Genomic DNA, 18,652 nt, shown 5'->3' on the forward strand with positions numbered 1-18,652 from the left:
TCTCCAGACAAAACAGGAACGACGACCATGACAACGATCAAATACTACTCATGGAGCCAGATTTTCTTCAGATTCGTCGCTTTTGTCTTTAGCCTGAGTTTTACCGTCAGCATCGCAGCGCTGGAGCTCCTTCCCGTTGACGGACAGTTCACCATCGATAACTTCAGCTACGAAGATGGCAGCACCGAGTCCTTAACCCAACACTATCGTACTCTGGGGACTCCCCGACGTAACGCCGAGGGCGAAGTGACCAACGCCGTACTAATCATGCACGGCACTACGGGCAGCGGTGCAGGATTCCTGCGGGACAAATTTGCAGCTGTGCTGTTTAGCAGTGGAGGAATTCTGGACGCTTCCCGCTATTACATTGTGCTTACGGATGCGATAGGACATGGACAGTCGAGCAGACCCAGCGCCGGGTCCGCGGCAGCCTTTCCAAAGTACAGCTATAACGACATGGTGCGCTCGCAACACAAACTCCTGACGGAGCACTTAAACATCAATCACCTGCGCCTGGTCACGGGCACATCCATGGGTGGCATGTTGAGCTGGGTCTGGGGCTATGAACATCCGGACTATATGGATGCGCTCATGCCCTTGGCCAGCCTGCCGGTGGAAATCGCGGGCCGCAATCGCATGATGCGAAAGATGATTATTGATGGCGTGAAAAATGACCCTGACTACCAGGATGGGTTCTACAGCGCCCAACCCGCCGGTCTTCGCGAAGCGCTGTATCCCTTGATCTTTATGGTTTCCAGCCCGCTAAACTATCAAGCAGTCGCTCCCACACGCGTCGCTGCCGAAACCATGCTTGAGGCCGCTCTCGATCGCTATAGCGCCGCCATGGATGCAAACGATCTCATCTATGCCTTTGACGCGTCACGAGACTACAACCCCGCACCGCGGCTTAAGGACATCACAGCCCCGCTACTGGCTATCAACTCTGCCGATGACCAGGTAAACCCTCCGGAGCTTATGCTCCTGGAATCTCATATCAAACAGGTGCCCCAGGGCAAGGCTGTCACCTTGGGTATTACAGAGCTGACTCGCGGCCATGGCACTCATTCTCTGCCCAGTATCTGGGGGCCTTATCTGGCGCGTTTTCTTGAGGCAACGGAACCTGAACCCCGTTCGCCCAGAGACTATAGCGCGCTAGCAGACCCCAATGCCGAGATCTGGTCGGCACGCGCTCCCGATACATTCACGGCGCGCTTTGAAACCACAGAGGGTGGCTTTAGCGTTGCTGTTGAGCGGGATTTGGCGCCTCTCGGAGCCGATCGTTTTTACCAACTGGTGAGCGCGGGATACTACGATGGTGTCCACATTAATCGTGTTGTTCCAGGATTTATTGCGCAATTCGGTGTTCATGGCCAGCCGTCTATTCAGCAAACCTGGAAAGAGCAAATGATTCGGGATGACGAGGTTCGCAGCAGTAACGTGCGAGGCAGCATAGCGTTTGCCATGACCGGGCCAGATACTCGCAGCACGCAAGTGTTTATTAACACTGTCGACAACACGCGACTCGACGATGGGGGGTTCGCGCCCTTTGGTTCGATCTCAGATGGAATGGAAGTGGTAGATCGTCTGTACGGACTTTATGGCGAAAATGCCGGCGGCGGCCTTCGCGGCGGCAAGCAGGGTCCCATAGAAAGAGGCGGCAGCGAGTACCTGAACGACAACTATCCCCTCTTGGATTTCATTACCCGCGCTACGGTTCAGTAGACGCCGCGGAAAAGGCGAGATCTGGCTATCTCAGAGCGCTAGTCAGAAGGATAGATAGTGACCCGTCCGATTCGGTTACTGCTACTTTGATGTATCAGCAGTTCTCCTTCGCGTGTCACCCATACATGTCTCACGATGCCGACACCCGAAGGAATAGCCCAGCTCTGAAAACGCTCCGTCGAGGGATCAAAGCGCACCAGTGCGTCCGGCCGCATGCCCGATTCGTTGTACCAGACCACATCGTCAATGATCGCAATGGCATAGGGGTGGGACACGGCTGTTTCTTAAAATTGCTAAACTTCAGCGATTCACTTGTTTGGAGACCTGAATGCGCCCCCTACACTCACTCATGATCGGCCTGCTAACGCCGTTGCTCCTGGCCTCGCCCCTTAGCCACAGTGCCGATATCGAAATAGAAGTCGACTCGCCTAGTGCCGAAACCTCGATACCCGCAGCAACTGAGTTTGTCACCGAGCACAGCGGGACTTTTAACGGCCAAAAGCTGCGCTATCGCGCACGGGCTGGTGAGACTTATTTACAGGATGAGAACGGAGAGCCTAGCGCCGCTATCTTCAGCTTCGACTATGTTGCGCTCAACGATGGCAAGGACCGACCCGTAACCTTTGTCTGGAACGGCGGCCCCGGTAGCGCATCACTGTGGCTACACATGGGCACCTTTGGACCCAAACGCGTAGTCGTACCATCAGACGCCGGTCATGCCGGCGCCCCGCCCTACCCGATAGTGGACTCAACAGAGACCATCCTGGACGTCACAGATCTGGTGTTCGTAGATCCGGTAGGCACCGGCTTCTCTCGAACTTTGGGAGAACATGACGGCAAGGAATTCTGGGGATTAACCGAAGACGCGGAATCGATGGCCGCTTTTATTCGTCGCTGGCTGAATGAGAATAATCGCTGGAACTCCCCCAAGTTTTTATTAGGGGAGAGCTATGGAACTACCCGTGCCGCGCTAGTTGCCGACATACTCGAAACTGAACACCGCGTGGCACTCAACGGGATCGTGTTTATCTCGCAGGCGCTCGACTATGCTGGCTCTACCCCTTATGTCGCTGACAACCTCATTTCGCACATCACTTATGTGCCAACCATGGCGGCCACCGCCTATTACCATGAGCGTATTGATGCCCAGGGTGCCAGCCTTGAGGAATGGGTTCAGAGCGCACGGGAGTTCGCGGTAGATGAACTGCTTCCCGCTCTTTTTAAAGGCAACACCCTTGATGCTGAAGATCGATTGCGGGTCCGTGACGAGCTCGCTCGCCTCACCGGTCTGACGCCCGAGTACGTTGAGCGTGCCAACCTACGAGTTCGCGGCAACCGTTTTGCTAAGGAACTCTTACGCGATGAAGGGAAAATTGTCGGCACCCTGGATGGTCGCTATATCGGTGACCCGGTCGATGACCTGACGGCACGAGCCGACTTTGATGCGGCAAGCAATGCTATTTCCGGTGCCTACAAAGCCGCGATCATGAGCTATGTGCAAAGTGACTTGGCGGTTAATTGGGATCGAAGGTATCTTTCACCCGCTGACCCCAGGCTCAGTGACGAGTGGAACTGGAACCCCAAAGGACGAGATGCAGACTGGGAACCCCACTGGGTTAACACCTCGCACAATCTTGTAAGCGCGCTCGAAGCGAACCCAGGGCTAAAGGTGCTTGTCGCCTCAGGCTACTACGACCTGGTCACCCCGTTCTTCGATGCGGAATATACGCTGAATCGCTATGGCATCACGCCGGACCGTGTCGACTATCGCTACTACGGCGGCGGCCACATGATGTATGTCAACGAAGACGCGCGACTGGAGTTACTCAGGGATGTACGCGCGTTTCTGGAAGAGCAACTACGCTAGTCGCTATGCAGAAGCCGGCGCGAGAAATCGCTGCCGGCTTCCTCAAGCATGAGCTTTAAAGGCGACTGCAGCGTGTTAGCTGCGCTCGCCGACCCTCGCAGGGAAGCGCCAAGCCCCGTAGCAAGCATGCGTTGGTAATAGGGAAGTTCCCGTCGATATCCTGGCAGGTGATCCGCCAGCGCATCGTCACTGTCGAAACCCGTCATAAACGCATCGATCAGAGTACTCAAGGCGTTTTGAAGACGCGGATTTTCTGCCATGGCCTCATCGGGCGTGATCGCCCAGGTCATGTCTGGTCTCAATTCGCAGGTACCCAGGCAGTCACCGACTTCACGATCTCCCCACTCAGACGGCCCCACCAGTGATAGCTGCCAGTTACCCTCTCGCGCATACAGGTAGTAAATCTGCCCCAGAGCGGGCTTGAACTGAAATTTTGCAGACAGTACTAATACCGAGGCGAACCAATCGAAAAGTAGCTCGGCGGGGGCTTTAGCGCCAGCGTAGGCGGGGCGGGTCTCGCCCCAGTGAGCAAGCACTGGAACGACGCCCTTTCCTTGGGGGTTGGGATTCTTATGAGGATTGCGTGACATGGGGATCTTACGCGCAACGGTCGCACTCGGTTCTGCGTGTGGACAACTTTGTGCCGCGCTCTGCTTTACCTCACCGCCTGGGAGGGGGGCAAGGAACAATCAGGCTCCGCCCAGTACGTATCCAGCATCCGACCCACGGTATTCGCCTCAACTAAATGCGCCGCATACCAGGTATGCAGGCAGCGAATACGCTTGAAGTCAGCAATGCCTCCGATACCACGCTCAGCTAGCGCACTCCACTGCCCTCGACTTTCCAGTAACGCTCGCTCTTCCCTTTGGAGATAAGATTCTCGCAGGCGAATATGCTCTTGATGATCTGCCTCCATGGCTCGCTGCAGCGCGGCATCGGCGTCAATACGCGATTGAAAATCTCTGATGCGACCATTTGCTTCCTCTCGATCGATACGAAGATTGAGCTTGGGGTCTATTAGCCAGAAAAGCGTAGGAAAGGGCTTACCTTCGACCAAAGACGCGACCCGAATAACCGCAGGCAGGCCATCTTCGTCCAACGCCGCTACGGCCCGAAACCCTCGGGGACGACGACCAAGACGCGTCTCTACGACCGCCAGCATTGCCTCGTCTACGGGGCTAACTTTATCAGTAGTACTCATGTCGCAAAGATACCCTCTGCTGGGGGCGTATCCCAGCCTTGACGGCGCGACTCAGAAATTGTCGGTGTTTGCATCACAGCTTTTGCAAGTCCCAATGTTTGACAATATCCGGACAGCGACCTACTCTGCTCCCGCCTTGGGTGCCTGTCGATACGCGAAAGTGTCGGGACAGGTTAAAAGGGAAGCAGGTTCACGATCATCAAGAGCGTCTGTTTTTGCTTGGTCTATTCCTGCGCTGCCCCCGCAACGGTAGGTAGTGTGAACGCACTACGAGCCCGATACCTGCCCTGGCAAATAGCACCGATGGAGCGGAGGGCTTCATTAAGGGTCGCTGAATGCAGTCCTCACCTGTCTACGCGCGTCGCTCGTAGACCGCAAAAAGGTGCAGGCGGTGTTTCGTTTCCTTGATCCCCTCCCTCAATCGCCCTTTGGCAATTGAGGACAAATACATGCACAACTCTAAGTTACCCAGGCCGCCGCATCCGCGCCGCACCCTGCCCCTAAAGACCTCTCTTGCTTTTGGGCTTCTCGCTCAAACTCTGGGAGTCAGCGCCCAAAGCCTGCTGGAAGAGGTAGTCGTGAGCTCTTCCCGCGTACCCATCCCTCTCAGAGAGGTTGGCGCATCAGTCACCATCCTCTCTGAAGACGAGATTATTCAGCGCGGGTTTTTGAACCTGCCCGATCTTCTTCGCACGCAAGCCTCCGTCGCGGCAACAAACAATGGCGGTCCGGGCAAAGCCACCAGCCTTCGTATTCGCGGTGAGGAAGGCTACAGGACTCTGGTGATAGTAGACGGAATTGATGTCAGTGATACTTCAAGCCCACAGGTCAGCCCTCGACTGGAGCAGTTATTGACTACCGGGATCTCACGCGTAGAAATACTTCGTGGCCCGCAGGGTCTTAGCTACGGCGCGGACGCTGGCGGTGTCATCAACATACATACCGCCACCCCGGGCGAGGGACTGGGCGGTGGAGTCGCGATTGAACAGGGCCGGTACGGGACACAACAATTGAGTGGCCGTGTAGGCGGCAACTTCGACGCCGTGGACTTTCTCGTCAGTGGCGCGGACTTTTCTACCGACGGCTTCAACGCACGCAACACAGACGCGGATCTACGCGACGCAGACGGCTACGACAACCAAACGATTCATGCCAGAGCGGGCTGGGACGTCAGCGATAGCTTCCGTCTTGAAGGCGTGGTGCGAAAGGTCGAGGGAGAAAACGCCTTTGATGGCTGTTTTAACGCCGCTTTTCTGCCTACTAACGCTTGCGACGACAGCTTCGAACAAGACAGCTGGCGAGTGTCCGCGGCGCTAAGTCAGGACCGCTTTTCCCATGAGCTCGCCTATAGCGAAAATACTACGCAGCGAGACTTTTTCGCAGAAGACGCGTTGTTCTTCAAAGCGGAGGGCGCATTAGAGCGTCTCAGCTACGTCGGCCAGTGGCGAGACTCCGATGCTCTCTCACTGGTCTATGGCGTTGATCGAGAAGAGGAGTCTATCGATGACGGCAGCTTTGATCGCGCCCGGCAACAGACCGGAGTCTACGGCGAATATCAGGGCCGCTTTAGGGAGCAGCTCACAGTCACGGCTGGCCTACGACATGATGACAATGATGACTTTGGCGAATATCTGAGCTACCGCCTCAGTGGCGCATGGAACACCGACCTTGCCAGCGGTGAACTCAAGCTCAAAGGCGCCTACGGCACGGGCTTTCGTGCCCCAAGCCTGTATGAAATCAGCTACAACAATGGCCCCTTTGCCGCACCACCAGCATCAGACACGGTGCTGAGCGAAGAAACCAGTGAGGGCTATGACATTGGCGTAGTCTGGGCCTCAGAATCTGGCATCTATCTGGAAGCCACATGGTTCGATCAGGAGATTGACGATCTCATCACCTTCGATGTGGTCGCTTTTTCCGGCTACTTACAGAACGCAGGGCTTTCGGACTCTACAGGGATCGAGCTTATTGCCGAGCTGCCTCTGGCCATGGGTTTTCGCATTTCCGGCAACTACACCTGGAACGAAACTACCGCACCCACCGGTGAACAGCGTCCCTTTCGGCCCGAGCAATTAGCCAACCTGCGGCTTGCCTATCTGAGTCCGACGTCCAAGATTAGGCTGGGGCTGAACGTCCGCTCCTCCGCCGAGGCCGTAGATACCCTGGGAAACGCCTTGGATGACTATGTGCTTTTAGATATGAATGCGAGCTTAGAGCTTTTCCCTGGCCTCACAATCTACACCCGCCTGGAAAATGCGCTGGACGAGGAGTACACAGAAATCCCCACTTATAATACTGCCGGGCAATCTGCTTACGCAGGAGTACGCTATGAGTTCTGATGCCAAAAAGGATGCTCGCCACAAGGCGGCTATGGAGAAACAAAAAGAGTCGGTTGATGCCTCTATTGCTGCGGCCGACATCGAGCGCGGTGTTGCCCTGCTTCTTACCGGCAACGGCAAAGGCAAAACCAGTTCAGCTTTCGGCATGGTCCTGAGAGCCCTGGGCTATGACCAGAAAGTCGGTGTCGTTCAGTTCATCAAGGGACAGCAGCTCTCGGGCGAAGAGATCTATGTTCGGGATCGCTGCCCCGATGTCGCCTTTTATCAAATGGGTACCGGATTCACCTGGGATACGCAGGATCGTAGCTCCGATATCGCGGCCGCCCGCACTACCTGGGAGAAGGCCTTGGCGATGCTTAGCGACTCCAGCTTCGATCTGGTGGTCCTGGACGAGCTGACGTATATGCTTTCCTTCGATTATCTCAGCGAAGACGAAGTGATTGAGGCCATCCAAAATCGGCCTGCAGAACAGAGTGTGGTTGTGACAGGTCGTGGAGGCGGCACAGGTCTCAGGGAAATCATGGACACCGTGTCCGAGGTGAAGGACGTCAAGCATGCCTATAACGCTGGCATTAAGGCCCGTCGCGGCGTCGATTACTGAGTCGTGTCCTATTCCGGTCTGGGATCCCCGTCAGCCTTAGCACTGCTGTTGCTTTTGGCGATCTTTGCAGCGCTCGTGCTGGGCGCAGTGCCTCTTAGCGTTAATGAGGTTTTCGCCGTGATGATGGGCAACGGCGACAGCCTGCACAATGCGCTCCTTTTGCAACTGCGTTTACCCCGTGTTCTTCAGGCAGCAGCCATCGGCGGCCTGCTGGCACTGACGGGCGCAATGTCCCAGGGAATGTTCCGCAACCCACTTGCCGACCCCTCCCTGATTGGAGTGACCGGGGGTGCATCTCTGGGGGGCGCCCTGGTACTTGCATTGGGCATCAGTGCAGGTGTGGGGGGTGACGTTTCCATTGCAGTCGGTGCCTTCTGGGGAGGACTCGCTGCCACTACCCTTGTTTATCGCATTGCGCGCACGACCGAAGGTACCTCGGTATCAACGTTGTTGCTCGCTGGCGTTGCTATCACCGCTCTGGCAGGCGCCATGGTCAGTATTCTGGAAATGACTGTTGATAACAGCACTTTGAGGCGCGTTGCACTTTGGCGTCTAGGCTCCCTGGCGGGGGCGAGCTATTCCAGCTTAGGCATAGCCACCACGGCACTCGCGCTTTTAACCCTCGCATCAAAGCCCCTGCGCGATGTGCTCAACGCTTTTTTATTGGGCGAGGCAGAAGCCGGACACCTGGGTTACAACGTCGACCGAAGCAAAGCCATCCTCACAACGCTTATTGCAGCGGGTATGGGCGTTACCGTGGCCCTGGCGGGCGCTATAGCCTTTGTGGGACTCGTGGTCCCCCACATGGTTCGACTCTATGCGGGCCCCGAGCACCGAGCACTGCTCCCTCGGTGCACCTTGCTTGGGGCACTGGTTCTCGTACTGGCCGATCTTCTGTCACGCACCTTGCTGGCACCCGCTCAGATACCTCTGGGCATTGTCACCGCGCTATTGGGCGTGCCCTACTTCCTGATTCTCCTGCGCCGCTACCAGGCGCGACTCGTCATCTCATGAATAGTCCACTACTGGAAATGCGGGCGGCAGGACTGTGCATCAAGGGCAGCACGATACTGAGCGATGTTAGCTTGACCTTGGGCGCAGGTACGATCCTTGGAATCGCAGGGAGTAACGGTGCGGGCAAAAGTAGCCTTCTGCGATTGGCCTGCAACGACTACTCACCCTCCAGCGGCGAAGTGCGTTTTGCCGGCGAGGCGCTAGGATCGATTGACGCCCAGCGGCGAGCCCGACGAATGGCCGTACTACCCCAGAGCATGGGACTGCAGTTTGACTTTACAGTGCACCAGGTCATCGCTCTGGGACGCTCGCCCCATGGAGACATGGGCGGCTCTGGTGAACAGGTGATTGAGCAGGTAATTGGAGACTGTGCGCTCACTGCCCTCGCCCACCGAAGTTTCTCGTGCCTGAGCGGTGGTGAGAAACAACGAACCCAATTTGCCCGAGTTCTCTCGCAGCTGCTGCCACACCAAAAGTCTGAACAATCTGCGCAGGACTTAACAGGACAGATTTTGATTCTTGACGAACCCACCGCCGCACTGGATGTTCGCCATCAAGAAGCTTTTTTGAGGGTTCTTGGTGAGCTCCGAGAACGGGGCTGCGCCGTACTTTTGGTAATGCACGACATCAATCTCCTGAGTCGCTGTGCGGATCGACTGCTGTTTCTCAAAGGTGGCAGAGTGCTATCGCTTGGGGATACCGACGATCAGCTTACGGAAGACTCGCTCAGCGAGCTCTATGACTTCCCGATAAAGATTCGGCGCAGCAGTAATGAAGAATCACTCCTCGTTTATCCAGACCCCCATGCTTCCGGTTTCTAAACTACGCTACCTTTTGCTGCCCGCGGTCTGGCTGCTCCTTGCCCTGCCCCACGCCCACGCTGCCGTCCACGCCAGCGATGCCGAGGGACGTCGGGTAGAGCTTTCCGCGCCAGCTACACGCATTGTCGCGCTAGCGCCGCATATCGTGGAGAACCTCTCTGCAATTGGTGCTCAAGACACGATCGTGGGCACCGTTCAGTACAGCGACTACCCGGCGTCGGCTAAGCGCATCCCTCGTCTTGGCGGCGTGGGCTCTGTGAGTCTGGAGCATATCGTTGCCCTGCAGCCCGACCTCATCATTCTCTGGGGGTCGGGAACGCCCACCGGTTTGCGTTCGAGTATCGAACGTCTCAAGCTGCCCTACTTTGTCGACGAGATTCGATCCCTTAATGAATTGGGCAATAGTTTTGAAGCGCTGGGAGCCTTGACGGGACATTCAGCAGAGGGAACGTTGGCAGCCCGGCAACTGACGCAATCTCTAACGCAGCGGGAAGCTATCCAGGCAGCTCAAACCACTGACGACCGTCCAGGCGTGTTCTTACAACTATGGGACCAGCCCTTGCAAAGTATTGGCGGCGAACACCTGCTAAACGAAGTTATCGAACGCTGCGGCGGCCAAAGCATCACCCGCAGCATCTCTGGTCTAGCGCCCCAGGTAAGCATGGAGGCTGTCCTTGCTGATGATCCAGCGCTGATCATCGTGGAGAGTCCAGCGCAGGCAAAACACTGGCACAACTATCCGAGACTTCAGGCCACGCGCAACGACAACATCGTCATCATCAATCCCGACCTGCTTCACAGACCAACATTGCGATTGCTGGATGGCATGCGACAAATTTGCGAGCGCATAGCCCCAATTCGCAACAAAGCCGACCTCAATTAAGTAGCCTGACGCTCACCGATTCGAGCGTGCTCAGCGGCATAGGTATAAACCACATCGGTACTGGAATTGAGCGCGGTCTCTGCAGAGTCTTGAATCACGCTGATAATGAAGCCCACCGCAACGACCTGCATGGCTATGTCGACAGGAATACCAAACAGGCCGCAGGCCAAAGGAATCAACAACAGGCTGCCCGAAGGCACTCCGGATGCCCCGCAAGCCGCCAGTGAAGCGACAATGCAGAGCAGTAATGATTGTGCAAAAGAAACCTCTACGCCTAGCGTGTGCGCCGCCGCAATGGACAAGGTGGTTATGGTGATGGCCGCTCCCGCCATATTGACGGTCGCCCCCACGGGAATCGTCACTGAATAAAGCTCCTCGCTGATTCCCAAGCGTTTCGCCAAAGCAAGATTCACAGGGATGTTGGCCGCAGAGCTGCGGGTAAAAAATGCCGTCACGCCAGACTCTTCAAGACAGCGAAAAACCACGGGATAAGGATTCTGTCGTGTGAGCAGCCAGACATAGAGTGGATTCACCAACAAAGCCACGATCAGCATGGCCGCCACCAAAAGCCCGGCAACGCTTAGATAATCGGCAAGCACCTCAACGCCGGTGGTTGCCACAGTCAGACAAACCAGGCCAAAAATACCGATAGGCGCAAGCGCAATTACGTATCGGACGACGTCCGCCACGCCATCCGCCAGGGTTTGCAGATTTTGGCGAAAAGCCTCCGAGGCGCGACGAAAGCTTAAACCCAGCAAAATGGCCCAGCTGAGGCAGCCCAAAAAGTTACCTGTCAGCAAGGCATTGATCGGATTGTCGACAAGCTTGAACAGGACATCACTGAGCACGCTACCCACCGCGGCCGGGGGCGCTCCATCCGCAGCACCACTCAAGGCAAGCGTCTGCGGGAATGCGCTGGACAATAAGAGCGCAACAAGGGCTGCGCTCATTGTGCCGACGAAGTACAGCACGAGGGTAATCAAGATTCGCCGGGAATCCGCAGACCGCTCATGGCGATTCGCAATCGCGGACATAACCAGCAACATTACTAACAGGGGCGCCACAGCTTTGAGCATGGCCACAAACAACTGACCTAGCAGCCCCAGCTCTGTGGCCACACCGGGAAACAACATACCCACCACAGCACCAGCGATAACCCCAATCACAATGCGCGGAACCAGACCTATTTGCGACAACTCCACAGCCTATCCTCATTCTGGAAAGGCGCCATTGTACGTCAGCGCTGGTTTTTATGATGCGCGCACTAAAGAAAAAGCCCGGCACGGGGCCGGGCTTTGGGTACTGCGCAATCAGTGCTTAGTCGAGCAAATCAGGCTGCTCCGCGACAATAACGTCATAGAGCGGCTGAAAGCTGAACCATCCCGCGAGATGCGAACCCACCTGCTCAGCGGTGCTGGCGGCGACCTCATGGGGAATAGGCTTGGGCGTGCCGGCGGCTTCGGCCATAAGCTGTGCCTGACAGCTGCGCTCCATGGTGACAAACCACCAGCAGGCTTCATCAACGCTTTCCCCAACGGTCAAAAGCCCGTGGTTTTGAAGGATCACAGCTTTATTGTCGCCAAGCGCATCAGCGATCCGGTCACCTTCAGATACATCCAGTACAACGCCAGTGAAATCCTCAAACACGGCGTGGCTATCGTAGAACGCACAGGAGTCTTGTGTGAGTGGATCCAGTTTACGACCGAGACTCGACCAGGACTTCCCGTAAACCGAGTGGGAATGCGCCGCCGCAGTAATCTCCGGGTGGTTCATATGAATGCGTGAATGAATCGCAAATGCCGCGCCATTGAGAAGGCCCTCGCCCTCTACGACATTACCGGAGTGATCTACTTTCAGCAGATCACTCACGCGCATTTGCTTGAAGGAGCGACCCATGGGATTCACCCAAAAGTGATCCGTGTGCTCGGGATCACGCACGGTGATGTGTCCGGCTACGCCTTCATCAAAACCAAACTTTCCGAAAATACGCAGAGACGCGGCAAGGCGCTGTTTGCGCTTGAGTCGCTCTGCTGCAACGTCATCGAGCACGGTATTCATGGTCACCGTGTCGCCTTGATTCATTACCAGGTCAGCAGCTGCTTCACCCATGGTCGTTCTCCTTTCTGTTTCGCGTGTAGTAATTCGATGTTATAGACTTTAGTCAATGCTAGCGCATGACCATACAACTCTCTAGTTGGACTCCCGGTCGAGGTGCGGGAAAGCGGGTAAGGATGTCTCTCCCACTCGCACCCCTTTTACGTGGGTTGCCAGCGCGGGGCCCACCATAGGCGTCACGTGCTGAGGACGAAGGTCTTCATGACACTCACTGCAGGTCATTACCGGCACTGTCTTCTTGCCACACTGTTGATGAAAGTACTCCACCGGCGCGCCATCGCCGCGATCCATCCATTCGTCGCCCCAGCGGCCCAGCATCATTAACACCGGGTACAAGCCCAATCCCTTGCGGGTCAAGCGGTACTCATGGCGCGGCGGCTTTTCACTGTATTGAACCCGGGTGAGGACGCCTTGATCAATGAGCTTACCCAAGCGCTCGGATAGCCTGTGTCGCGTAATCCCCAAATTTGACTGAAACTGATCAAAACGCCGCGTGCCAAAAAACGCATCTCGCAAAATGAGCAGCGTCCAGCGCTCCCCGACTACCGACAGAGCGCGGGCCACGGAACAGACCTGAAGATCAACATCATCCCAACGCATGGACTACTCCTCTGTTGGTCACATTAGGTTTTATGGGTCGCAGCGTGCACTTTCTCGCAGGCACAAAAAAAGGCAAGCCATTTCTGGCTTGCCTCTTTAGAAAATACTGTGCCTTATACGGCGACAATGTTCTCGGCTTGAGGACCTTTCTGGCCCTGAGTGATAGTGAACTCAACTGCCTGGCCTTCAGCCAGAGTCTTGAATCCAGAGCCAGTGATCGCGCTGAAGTGAGCGAATACATCTGGGCCGTTTTGCTGCTCGATAAAGCCAAAGCCCTTAGACTCATTAAACCACTTCACGGTACCGGTTACTGTTTCGGACATAACGTCATTTTCCTGTAAATAATAAATTAAAGCTGCGTCCAAGAGACACTCGATCAGAATGCCGTCGTTTGGAGGCGATAGTAGCCGCAAAAAAGACTGTTGTTAGAACCTGCAGGACGACGAACTACTGAGAGAACACGTAACGAAGAACATAAACATGAGACTTGCTTTTAGCTGCGCGCAAGGTACAGGGCGCTCTCCCCCAAGTCAAACGATTAAAAGCGCCCGCTAGCCCTAAAATCCGCTGGTTTTATCCTTTTACGCCAAAACGATTTATCAGCCCGCCAATGAGTCGCTCAGCCGCTGGTAAAAGCGCACTCCCGCGCTGAGTTACGATCACGCCGGGCACATGTTGTGGCCAGCGTAGAGGGGCTTTTTCGACCAGCTCTCCTGCTGTCAATGCGAGCCGCACATCTTCGTACATCGCCGCCATTATTGCTTCGGAACTTCTCAGCATTGAAATCAGCGGGCCGGTGTTATCCGCTGAAAGGAAGTAGTGCTGCTGTAGCGCATGAGACGCCCCGGCGTTCTCAAACTCTTCTTCGGCCCAGCTCGTGTACCACTGGGCAATAGGCCCTTGAATAACCGGATACTTCAGGTACTCCAGTAAATCCGGTGTCTTCGACTCTGTTAAAGGGTGGGTAGGCGCCATCACCACCCTGGGGGCAGTGAATTCCAATGCAGTCGTGTGGAAGCGCGTCCCAATAGAGTGATGAGGAAAGCCGACGTAGAGATCAAGCTCGTTACGCTCCAGTGCTGGTAACAGCTCGCCGGGGGGACCACTTCGCAGCCGGAGACTCAGCTGAGGATGGGCTTCGAGGAGTTCCACAAAGACCGGACTCAGCACTTCGGCGGAGATCATCGGATCAGCGCCAATGGATAGCTCGCCGATATCCAACTCACTCATCAACTGAATACGGCGGGAGGTGTCATCGAGTCGATCAATGATGATTCTTGCGTCATCCAACAGTACTTCGCCTAATGCCGTAGGACGAACACCGTCTCGCTGGCGATCGAAAAGTGCTACGCCGTAATGGGACTCAAGCCGGGCGATGCTCTGGGTCAGTCCCGACTGGGTAATACCAATGGCGTCTGCCGCTTTTCCAAAGTGTCCGTATTCAGCCAGCGCCAACGCACATTGAAGTTGTCTTAAGTGGTACATGATAAAAACCGTCACCGTTCTGGCTATTACATTTTCTTATTATATAAACAAAATGATTAATTTTATTTTTTACAGGTTTAATTGCAAACTGAAGACCGATTCAGAACATTCCAGAGCTTAATAACAATGAGCAATGTAGATATTAAGGACCTTGAGAAAAAAGCCCTCGAAGCAGCCATCGGGGAAATGGGCCGCCCCGCTTCGTCAACACTGGTTTTTATAGCCGCGATAAGCCTGAGCATCATCGCCGTTACCTGGGCCGCTCTCGCCGGACTCCTGCGCTACGGTGTATTTCTGGTTATCGCGTCCTATCTTTACTTTGCGGCTTACACACCGCTTCATGAGTCCGTGCACCGCAATGTGTCAGGAGGACGACCCACGCTAGCCTGGATGGACGATTTGACAGGCTGGCTCGCAGGAACAGTTACTGGCATCTCCTACACAATGCACCGCACAGAGCACCTGGCCCATCATCAGGCCACCAACGATTCTGAAAGAGACCCGGATCGAGTTTTTGGTAAGGGATTGCTGGGGCTTATCGCCGGTACTCTTTGGATTGCGCCAGCCCAATACCGCTGGTATTTCGGCCGCTGGGCGTCACTAAAGCCGAAGCAGCGACGGCGCTTTGTTTTCGAAACCGTCGCCATTCTTGGATTGCGGGTTTTGCCGGCGCTCGCCGGATTTGGTCAAGAGGTTCTCTGGTACTTCGTGCTACCCAACGTACTCGGCATCGTAATCACCGCCGTTTTCTTCGCCTGGATAGTTCACCATCCTCATGAAGACACCAGTCGCTGGGGATCCACATCAACGTTTCACGTTACCGGCGCGGCTCGCTGGCCAGTAACGGCACTGTGGCTTTGGCAGAACTATCACTCTATCCACCACCTGTACCCGCGGGTGCCCTTTTATCGCTACCACGCCGTGTTCGATCAAATTGAAAGCACTATGATGACGCTGGGCTCCCCGATCCATCGGCTCAATGGCAAGGCGCCGAACGCACAATATGAAGGTGTTTAGTCAAGAAAAAAGAAGAGGACTGCTTTTCGTAGTAAAGCCCGGCTATCGCTAGCCGGGCTTTGTTGTCGAGAAACCCTTCGCTTTAGCCGAACTGGTTCATCGTGTTGTCTTCGCCAGCGGCCTTAAGCGCTGCATCACCGGCGAAGTATTCCTTGTGATCATCACCCATGTCAGATCCAGCCATGTTTTGGTGCTTAACACAGGCGATACCCTGACGGATTTCCTGACGCTGAACACCTTTCACGTAACCCAGCATGCCTGCTTCGCCAAAGTATTCCTTGGCCAGGTTGTCCGTCGACAGTGCCGCGGTGTGGTAAGTCGGCAACGTGATCAGGTGATGGAAGATACCTGCTTCTCGCGCGGCATCAGCCTGAAAGGTACGGATGCGTTCATCAGCTTCCAGCGCCAGATCCGTGGCGTCATAGTCCACAGCCATGAGTTTGTCACGATCGTACGCAGATACGTCCTGCCCCGCTTGGCTCCAGGCATCAAAAACTTGCTGACGGAAGTTCAGGGTCCAGTTAAAGGACGGCGAGTTGTTGTATACAAGCTTGGCGCTTGGCACAGTCTCGCGAATGGTATTGACCATTTCGGCGATCTGCCCTACGTGGGGCTTCTCTGTTTCAATCCACAGCAGGTCGGCGCCGTTTTGCAGCGAGGTAATGCAATCCAGAATCACACGCTCTACACCCGTATCCTTACGGAACTGGTAAAGGTTCGAGGGCAGACGCTTTGGACGCAACAGCTTGCCACCTCGGTTGATAACGACATCGCCGCTAGCGAGTTCCGAGGCTTCAATTTCATCGCAATCGAGGAAGCTGTTGTATCGATCACCCAGGTCACCCGGGGTATGCGTTACAGCGATCTGCTTGGTCAGGCCAGCACCCAGAGAGTCAGTACGCGCGACAATGATGCCATCGTTCACACCCAGCTCCAGGAAAGCGTAGCGAACCGCACGGATCTTAGCGAGGAAGTCCTCGTGAGGCACAGTCACCTTGCCGTCCTGGTGTCCACACTGCTTCTCGTCAGAGACCTGGTTGTCGATCTGAATAGCGCAGGCACCCGCCTCAATCATTTTCTTGGCTAGCAGGGACGTAGCCTCGGCGTTACCGAAACCGGCATCGATGTCCGCAATGATCGGCACAACATGTGTCTGGAAGTTATCAATCTGGTTTTCAACAGCCTTCGCAGCCACTTCGTCACCGGCTTTGCGCGCTGCATCCAACTCTCGAAAAAGGCCACCTAACTCTCGGGCATCGGCTTGACGAAGAAAGGTGTAGAGCTCTTCGATGAGACCGGATACCGACGTCTTCTCGTGCATAGATTGATCAGGTAAGGGACCAAATTCGCTACGCAGCGCTGCAATCATCCAGCCAGACAGATAGAGGTAGCGTCTGTTGGTATCGCCAAAGTGCTTCTTGATAGCAATCAGCTTTTGCTGGCCGATAAAGCCGTGCCAGCAACCCAGCGACTGCGTGTACTGCGCAGTGTCGGCATCGTAGTTAGCCATATCCTTGCGCATGATCCCGGCAGTGTATCGGGCAATATCGATACCGGTCTGAAAGCGGTTTTGGAGGCGCATGCGCGCTGCATGCTCTGGATTGATATCTTTCCAGCTCTCGCCGTTGGTGGAAACAATGTCCGCCGCCGCCTGGATTTCCTGTTGGTAGGTCATAGATCCCGTCCCTTAAAAACAAATCAAATGGGTCAACCGCTGTCGCGGCCTCAGTAACGGGATGAAGTCTAGGACATTAGACCACTATAAGCCTAATCGATGTTTTGTATTTGTGGTATTCACTACGTGAATTATATAAGAGAGCTGCCCAAGGAGCCGCGACACCCTAGTTAAGCTCCCATCGATGGGCCCTCAGCCAAACAGCCGCCGCCAGAGCAATGCCCGCAAACGCCAGCCCCGCCGCTACGCTCAGCAGATCCAGGGCCATCCAATCGGGACCGAACAGATAGAAGCCTACCGCCGAACTGTCGGAAAAATGCGGGAAGTGGCGGCTCACTGCATTATCGACAACTTCGGTACCCAGAAAGATACCTTCTGCGGCGAAGAGCACAATGAATGGAGTAACTGCCATAAGAAACGGCGACCGTCGCGCCAGTGCAGAAGCACAGAGTAACCAGGCATACACTGGGGCGATAAGTAAGGCTGTCATGACCCAGCCACTCATGGGATCAAGCATCAGCGCCGCAAAGTCGATGTTGTTGACCACAACCGCAAAGGGGTCCTGATCCATGCGCGCGACCAACAACATCATCAGCAGCACGTAGGCCAACTGCAGTAGCAGGCTTATGGCAATGTAAATGAGCGGCGCACAAATCAAGGCCACCACAAACTTGGAGAGTACGATTTGCCACTCTGTCACGGGCATAGAGCGCCAGAACAATACGCTACGATCCTTTCGATCATCATAGAGCGAGCTAAGCAAATAATTCGCAGTTGTCAGGAGCAGTATTAGAAGCAGGATTCCATGCACAACACTGAGCATAACGTTGAGTTCTCGTCCCGAGAGCTCATCCGCCATATCATCGCCGTCTTCAGCGGTGGGGCTCTTATCGCTCTTGGGATTAAAACTCCACTCCCTGGAGAAGTTCCATAACTCCTCGGAACTGTCTTTCTCCACAAACACCTGATAACCGGGCGCCGAAGGAGCAGCGGGCGCTTGCGGCATGCCGCTGCCATCCACATCCTCGCCGTCTGATAGCACGGGCTGCGTCACTTCTACGATAGTGAACTCTTCCTCTCCGTCCTCACCAATAGTGATGGAGATGTTTACGTTATCACCACCTTTGCGCATCATCGCTTCGAGAATCGTATCTCCAATCACACTGACGCGATTGACCAAAACGACGCTACCGAGCATCAGCACCGCAAGCACCACGGCGGTGATAATTGGCGTCCAGAAGAGCGAGTTTTTGTATTCACGAAACTCGCGCTGAATCAGGGTTACAAACTGGGAAGTTTGGGTGGTAGTCAT

Annotated in this window: 18 protein-coding genes and 1 riboswitch; of the genes, 8 read left to right on the top strand and 10 right to left on the bottom strand. The window is 55.3% G+C overall.

Annotated elements, in window-relative coordinates:
* The first annotated feature begins 27 nt into the window (after positions 1–27).
* Positions 28–1,722 (top strand): alpha/beta fold hydrolase, encoded by a 1,695-nt coding sequence (locus tag ACTG39_RS04810; protein ID WP_439106400.1) that lies wholly within the window; start codon positions 28–30, stop codon positions 1,720–1,722.
* A gap of 38 nt (positions 1,723–1,760) precedes the next feature.
* Here the strand turns inward: ACTG39_RS04810 and ACTG39_RS04815 are convergent, their stop codons facing one another.
* A complete protein-coding gene (locus ACTG39_RS04815; RefSeq protein ID WP_439106401.1) occupies positions 1,761–1,997 on the bottom strand; it encodes a hypothetical protein in 237 nt (78 codons plus the stop codon).
* Positions 1,998–2,050: 53 nt separating this feature from the next.
* On the opposite strand from ACTG39_RS04815, the gene ACTG39_RS04820 reads away from it, so the two are divergent.
* Positions 2,051–3,589, top strand: coding sequence for a S10 family peptidase (locus tag ACTG39_RS04820; RefSeq protein ID WP_439106402.1), 1,539 nt, complete (start codon positions 2,051–2,053; stop codon positions 3,587–3,589).
* Here the strand turns inward: ACTG39_RS04820 and ACTG39_RS04825 are convergent.
* Positions 3,586–4,179, bottom strand: coding sequence for a DUF2452 domain-containing protein (locus tag ACTG39_RS04825; protein WP_439106403.1), 594 nt, complete (start codon positions 4,177–4,179; stop codon positions 3,586–3,588). The two genes, ACTG39_RS04820 and ACTG39_RS04825, sit on opposite strands and share 4 nt — an antisense overlap.
* A gap of 65 nt (positions 4,180–4,244) precedes the next feature.
* Entirely contained in the window at positions 4,245–4,790 is a 546-nt protein-coding gene (locus ACTG39_RS04830; RefSeq protein WP_439106404.1) for a DUF501 domain-containing protein, read from the bottom strand.
* 121 nt (positions 4,791–4,911) lie between these two features.
* A riboswitch (cobalamin riboswitch) is annotated at positions 4,912–5,094 on the top strand.
* Positions 5,095–5,239: 145 nt separating this feature from the next.
* Here ACTG39_RS04830 and ACTG39_RS04835 point away from each other — a divergent pair.
* Genes ACTG39_RS04835 through ACTG39_RS04855 form a run of 5 tightly spaced genes read left to right on the top strand, consistent with a single transcriptional unit; the run spans position 5,240 to position 10,448 of the window.
* Positions 5,240–7,129 (top strand): TonB-dependent receptor plug domain-containing protein, encoded by a 1,890-nt coding sequence (locus ACTG39_RS04835; RefSeq protein WP_439106405.1) that lies wholly within the window; start codon positions 5,240–5,242, stop codon positions 7,127–7,129.
* On the top strand, positions 7,119–7,730 hold the full coding sequence (gene cobO / locus ACTG39_RS04840; RefSeq protein WP_439106406.1) for a cob(I)yrinic acid a,c-diamide adenosyltransferase: 612 nt from the start codon (positions 7,119–7,121) through the stop codon (positions 7,728–7,730). Before ACTG39_RS04835 ends, cobO begins: the two co-directional genes overlap by 11 nt.
* Positions 7,731–7,733: 3 nt before the next feature.
* The gene (locus ACTG39_RS04845; RefSeq protein WP_439106407.1) at positions 7,734–8,744 is read left to right on the top strand and encodes a FecCD family ABC transporter permease; all 1,011 of its coding nucleotides are present in this window, start codon (positions 7,734–7,736) and stop codon (positions 8,742–8,744) included.
* The gene (locus ACTG39_RS04850; RefSeq protein ID WP_439106408.1) at positions 8,741–9,565 is read left to right on the top strand and encodes an ATP-binding cassette domain-containing protein; all 825 of its coding nucleotides are present in this window, start codon (positions 8,741–8,743) and stop codon (positions 9,563–9,565) included. The genes ACTG39_RS04845 and ACTG39_RS04850 overlap by 4 nt, the downstream gene beginning before the upstream one ends.
* Positions 9,516–10,448: a helical backbone metal receptor gene (locus ACTG39_RS04855; RefSeq protein WP_439106409.1), complete on the top strand. Its 933-nt coding sequence runs from the start codon at positions 9,516–9,518 to the stop codon at positions 10,446–10,448. The genes ACTG39_RS04850 and ACTG39_RS04855 overlap by 50 nt, the downstream gene beginning before the upstream one ends.
* On the opposite strand, the gene sstT is transcribed toward ACTG39_RS04855, so the two are convergent.
* From sstT to ACTG39_RS04880, 5 genes are all read right to left on the bottom strand, one after another.
* A complete protein-coding gene (gene sstT, locus ACTG39_RS04860) occupies positions 10,445–11,650 on the bottom strand; it encodes a serine/threonine transporter SstT (RefSeq protein WP_439106410.1) in 1,206 nt (401 codons plus the stop codon). The genes ACTG39_RS04855 and sstT overlap by 4 nt on opposite strands.
* 115 nt (positions 11,651–11,765) lie before the next feature.
* Positions 11,766–12,590, bottom strand: coding sequence for a class II aldolase/adducin family protein (locus tag ACTG39_RS04865; RefSeq protein WP_439106442.1), 825 nt, complete (start codon positions 12,588–12,590; stop codon positions 11,766–11,768).
* A gap of 48 nt (positions 12,591–12,638) precedes the next feature.
* Positions 12,639–13,163, bottom strand: coding sequence for a winged helix-turn-helix transcriptional regulator (locus tag ACTG39_RS04870; RefSeq protein ID WP_439106411.1), 525 nt, complete (start codon positions 13,161–13,163; stop codon positions 12,639–12,641).
* A gap of 113 nt (positions 13,164–13,276) precedes the next feature.
* Positions 13,277–13,486 (bottom strand): cold-shock protein, encoded by a 210-nt coding sequence (locus ACTG39_RS04875; RefSeq protein ID WP_439106412.1) that lies wholly within the window; start codon positions 13,484–13,486, stop codon positions 13,277–13,279.
* 250 nt (positions 13,487–13,736) lie between these two features.
* Positions 13,737–14,648 (bottom strand): LysR family transcriptional regulator, encoded by a 912-nt coding sequence (locus ACTG39_RS04880; RefSeq protein ID WP_439106413.1) that lies wholly within the window; start codon positions 14,646–14,648, stop codon positions 13,737–13,739.
* A gap of 126 nt (positions 14,649–14,774) precedes the next feature.
* Here ACTG39_RS04880 and ACTG39_RS04885 point away from each other — a divergent pair, with 126 nt between their 5' ends.
* A complete protein-coding gene (locus ACTG39_RS04885; RefSeq protein ID WP_439106414.1) occupies positions 14,775–15,665 on the top strand; it encodes a fatty acid desaturase family protein in 891 nt (296 codons plus the stop codon).
* 82 nt (positions 15,666–15,747) lie between these two features.
* Here ACTG39_RS04885 and ACTG39_RS04890 read toward each other — a convergent pair whose 3' ends face one another.
* Both ACTG39_RS04890 and ACTG39_RS04895 read right to left on the bottom strand, forming a co-directional pair.
* Positions 15,748–17,340 carry an isocitrate lyase gene (locus tag ACTG39_RS04890; protein WP_439106415.1) on the bottom strand — a complete coding sequence of 531 codons (1,593 nt, stop codon included), beginning with the start codon at positions 17,338–17,340 and terminating at the stop codon, positions 15,748–15,750.
* A 166-nt stretch (positions 17,341–17,506) separates the two neighbouring features.
* Entirely contained in the window at positions 17,507–18,652 is a 1,146-nt protein-coding gene (locus ACTG39_RS04895) for a hypothetical protein (RefSeq protein ID WP_439106416.1), read from the bottom strand.

Source organism: Congregibacter sp., assembly GCF_965662665.1.
Classification (GTDB): Bacteria; Pseudomonadota; Gammaproteobacteria; order Pseudomonadales; family Halieaceae; genus Congregibacter.

Excerpts from the sequence above, each read along its gene's own strand:
- ACTG39_RS04810 (WP_439106400.1), top strand. The coding sequence starts at position 28 with ATGACAACGATCAAATACTACTCATGGAGCCAGATTTTCTTCAGATTC.
- ACTG39_RS04820 (WP_439106402.1), top strand. The coding sequence starts at position 2,051 with ATGCGCCCCCTACACTCACTCATGATCGGCCTGCTAACGCCGTTGCTC.
- ACTG39_RS04825 (WP_439106403.1), bottom strand. The coding sequence starts at position 4,179 with ATGTCACGCAATCCTCATAAGAATCCCAACCCCCAAGGAAAGGGCGTC.
- ACTG39_RS04830 (WP_439106404.1), bottom strand. The coding sequence starts at position 4,790 with ATGAGTACTACTGATAAAGTTAGCCCCGTAGACGAGGCAATGCTGGCG.
- ACTG39_RS04835 (WP_439106405.1), top strand. The coding sequence starts at position 5,240 with ATGCACAACTCTAAGTTACCCAGGCCGCCGCATCCGCGCCGCACCCTG.
- cobO (WP_439106406.1), top strand. The coding sequence starts at position 7,119 with ATGAGTTCTGATGCCAAAAAGGATGCTCGCCACAAGGCGGCTATGGAG.
- ACTG39_RS04850 (WP_439106408.1), top strand. The coding sequence starts at position 8,741 with ATGAATAGTCCACTACTGGAAATGCGGGCGGCAGGACTGTGCATCAAG.
- ACTG39_RS04855 (WP_439106409.1), top strand. The coding sequence starts at position 9,516 with ATGAAGAATCACTCCTCGTTTATCCAGACCCCCATGCTTCCGGTTTCT.
- ACTG39_RS04870 (WP_439106411.1), bottom strand. The coding sequence starts at position 13,163 with ATGCGTTGGGATGATGTTGATCTTCAGGTCTGTTCCGTGGCCCGCGCT.
- ACTG39_RS04875 (WP_439106412.1), bottom strand. The coding sequence starts at position 13,486 with ATGTCCGAAACAGTAACCGGTACCGTGAAGTGGTTTAATGAGTCTAAG.
- ACTG39_RS04880 (WP_439106413.1), bottom strand. The coding sequence starts at position 14,648 with ATGTACCACTTAAGACAACTTCAATGTGCGTTGGCGCTGGCTGAATAC.
- ACTG39_RS04885 (WP_439106414.1), top strand. The coding sequence starts at position 14,775 with ATGAGCAATGTAGATATTAAGGACCTTGAGAAAAAAGCCCTCGAAGCA.
- ACTG39_RS04890 (WP_439106415.1), bottom strand. The coding sequence starts at position 17,340 with ATGACCTACCAACAGGAAATCCAGGCGGCGGCGGACATTGTTTCCACC.
- ACTG39_RS04895 (WP_439106416.1), bottom strand. The coding sequence starts at position 18,652 with ATGACTACCACCCAAACTTCCCAGTTTGTAACCCTGATTCAGCGCGAG.